This window comes from Bradyrhizobium sp. LeoA1Lang, assembly GCF_055413685.1.
This window is the reverse complement of sequence record NZ_JBVAPG010000348.1, coordinates 1-2,906: the sequence shown is the minus strand read 5'-3', so window position 1 is coordinate 2,906 and position 2,906 is coordinate 1. Positions and strand designations below refer to the sequence as shown.

Annotated in this window: 1 protein-coding gene and 1 pseudogene; both read right to left on the bottom strand. The window is 61.1% G+C overall.

Annotation, left to right across the window (positions count from 1 at the left end):
• Positions 1-371 precede the first annotated feature (371 nt).
• On the bottom strand, positions 372-500 hold the full coding sequence (locus ACZYOF_RS43235; RefSeq protein WP_283807049.1) for a hypothetical protein: 129 nt from the start codon (positions 498-500) through the stop codon (positions 372-374).
• Between the two features lie 870 nt (positions 501-1,370).
• A pseudogene (locus ACZYOF_RS43230) lies at positions 1,371-2,677 on the bottom strand (MFS transporter).
• Between the last annotated feature and the right edge of the window lie 229 nt (positions 2,678-2,906).

Sequence of the window (2,906 nt, the reverse complement as noted above, 5' to 3'; positions counted from 1 at the left end):
TCTTGATCTCCCGAAGCGACGCCGCCCACAACGCAAGCGTCTCCTCAATCGACGCTGCCTGCGTCCACGATCTTCGAATCATGGTTGCCCATGGATTCAGAAACCCACTAAAAAAACAACTGTAATGTTAGGCTGGCGGGCTACCCACCTAGCCCGATTGTCGAACAGGCGTCCGCAAACACCGTAATTTAAGGGGTTACCGGGGATGTCGCGGCCGGAGCCTTGGGCGGTCTTCCATTCCGCTTCAGGCCCCGTGTTGTTTTCGCGGCAACCTCCTGCGCGCTCACGCGCTCGCCCGCCAAAATCCTCGCCTCGAACTCACGACGTGCCGCTTCTTGCAGCGCGCTACGCGACAGCGCGACCAGCACCGCCTAACGTTCGACCTTGGCCGCAAGGTCTTTGCGGTCCGCATAGCGGCGGGCAACGCGCATCAATTGCGACACCTTCGTCGGCTCGGTCAGGTCGAAGGTGTGGCGCCACGATGTGCCCGAATTCGGCATTGCGCGGCGTGTTATCGCGGAATCTCGTCGACCAAGGGAAAGAACGTCGCGAGGGAGAATTCACGATTCCGACCGCCGCCTGTCGCTGGCAACGAACGCTCGGACGCCGTGGGAGCTCGTCATTTCGCGCCACGCGGCGTCCTCGAAGTGACCGTTGGCCTCGATCTCGGCCCGCTCCAGCTCATCCCGAAGGCGTCTGTTGGCGACACGACTAGCCTTCACCGCAGCCGTGTACCCGATGGTCGCGAGGCGGATTTCCGACGGGCTCAGCGAGGAGCCCAGATGCGCCACCCTCGGTCGCTGTCGACGCGCTCGCAAACGCCTTGTTTTGCGGTGTTTGCGGAGGCGCTGACGACATTCGGGCTGGGGGTGTGCCCAACAGCGGTTTTTGGTCCGTAGAAGCGGCCAAGGACGCCGTGACGCTTCAGTGCACGGAACTCGATCTTGCAGGCCGGTCGAGAGCAAACGAGCTGGTGGCCGGCGTTGCGCGCCATCGAGCCTTCGCAGACCAGACACCTCGCAGCATAGAACATCCTCCAGCAACCACGACAGCAGAACGACGAGCGCGGGTTCTCGGTCGGATGGGGAAGCTTGGTGCGGCAGCGGCGGCAGTATGTCCGGGCCTCCGTCATGCCGCGGCCCCGACAAGGTTTTGGTTTGCAAAGAGGGTGTAAGCCTTTGATGCGGATGGCCGGACAATCGCCCCGGCCCTTTAATTGCGAGGTGTTGCCAAGCTTCCATTCTTTGTCTCCAGTGGCACGATGGTAGCGATCACTTCGTCGGAGCTGGTCGGGGTTGCGGAGACGGGGTGATCGCGGGTGACGAGAGAATCGCCAACCGGAACTGGCTGAGGCCGATCTCTTTAACGGGTCAACTTGATCGCGTTGATGTCGCAGCTGGGGTCATGGTCCTTTCCGAGGTCGCGGGCGGTGCGGTCTCGGGCATCATCAGCATGGCACAGAGCCCGGCCGCGCTGGCGACAAGCATGTACCAGGCGGGCGCCAGCGCGTTCCCGGTAACGTGGATCAGCCAGGTGACGACGACTTGCGCTGTGCCTCCGAAGATCGCGATCGCAAAAGCGTAAATCGTCGCGAAGGCGCCATCGCGAATGTTCTTGGGCAAACCTTCGGCCATACTCACATAGAAGGCGCTATTCGGAATCGCTCCGATCAGGGTGAGCGCGCCGAGGCCTCCGAGAAGTGCGAGGGCACTGCGGCTCTCTGTGATCCACAAAAGCACCGGATAGATCATCAGGAACGCAGCGATCTGCGGCCAGATCATGATGTGCCGGCGTCCGGCCAGATCCGCGAGCCAACCGCCCAGCAGGGCGGCAGCATTTCCTACCGTGTTGCTGATGAGCGTGGTGGCAAAGGCGAGAGGCGCAGAAACTTGCAGGGTGTTCAGCGCATAGGTGGATATTGCGGGACGTAGGTAATAATCGTGCAGCTCGCCAAAATGACGAATCCCAAGCTCATGATGCGGCGAGCGGCAGGCGATCTTACAGTCTGGACGAGGAGAGCCGGGGCTTCGGGGCGGTGCAACGTTTCCGACAGGGCGCTCCGCAACCAAAGTCCGAACGGCAGCGTACCGGCGCCGAGCAAAAGCGCGATCCGCCATCCGTACGCATTGAGTGCCTCGGTTGTCATGGTGAGGGAGAGTATTTCTCCAACCAACGCTCCGGCGGTCGCAGCTATCTGTTGGCTGGCAGGTTGAAACGAGACAGCAAGACCGCGGGCCTCGGCCGGGGCCGCTTCTATCAAATAGGCGGTAGTCGGACCGACTTCACCTCCGAGAGCGAAGCCCTGCACCAAACGTGCGAAAATGGTTAGTAAGGGAGCAGCAATTCCTATTGTCTCGTAGGAGGGCGTAACAGCCAACACCAGGATCGCGGCGCTCATCGTGGCAAAGCTGGCGCTCATCGCGGGCCGGCGCCCGATCCGAGTACGAGCCGAGCACGATGGCCCCGATCGGTCTGGTTACAAAACCTGCGCCAAACGTCACGAGCGACAGCATGAGGCTGCGAACGGGTCGCTCGTCGGGAAGAACGCCTCACCGATCTGGATCGCGAAAAAGCTATAGGTCCCGAAGTCGTAGAATTCGAGAATATTGCCGATCGTGGCGGCCAACTCGGCGCGGCTGGTCAAACGGTCGTCTGCTGCAACGAGGACCGGCTCCAGCCTCTTCCGAGTTAAATTGCCTGGTCATCCTCGATCCGCCTTAAGCGCGATCGCTGGCCGAGCATTTTCGACCAGCCAGGTCGCGCACGTCGCATTCCACTTGTGATCTTCCCCCGAAAAAGTGGACGGGTTTAAGCAGCTTTTAGCTCCATCTCGATCGGCGCGACATATCCGATGGCGGAATGGAGCCTCGTTCGATTGTAGAAGCCTTCGATGAAGGCGAAGATGT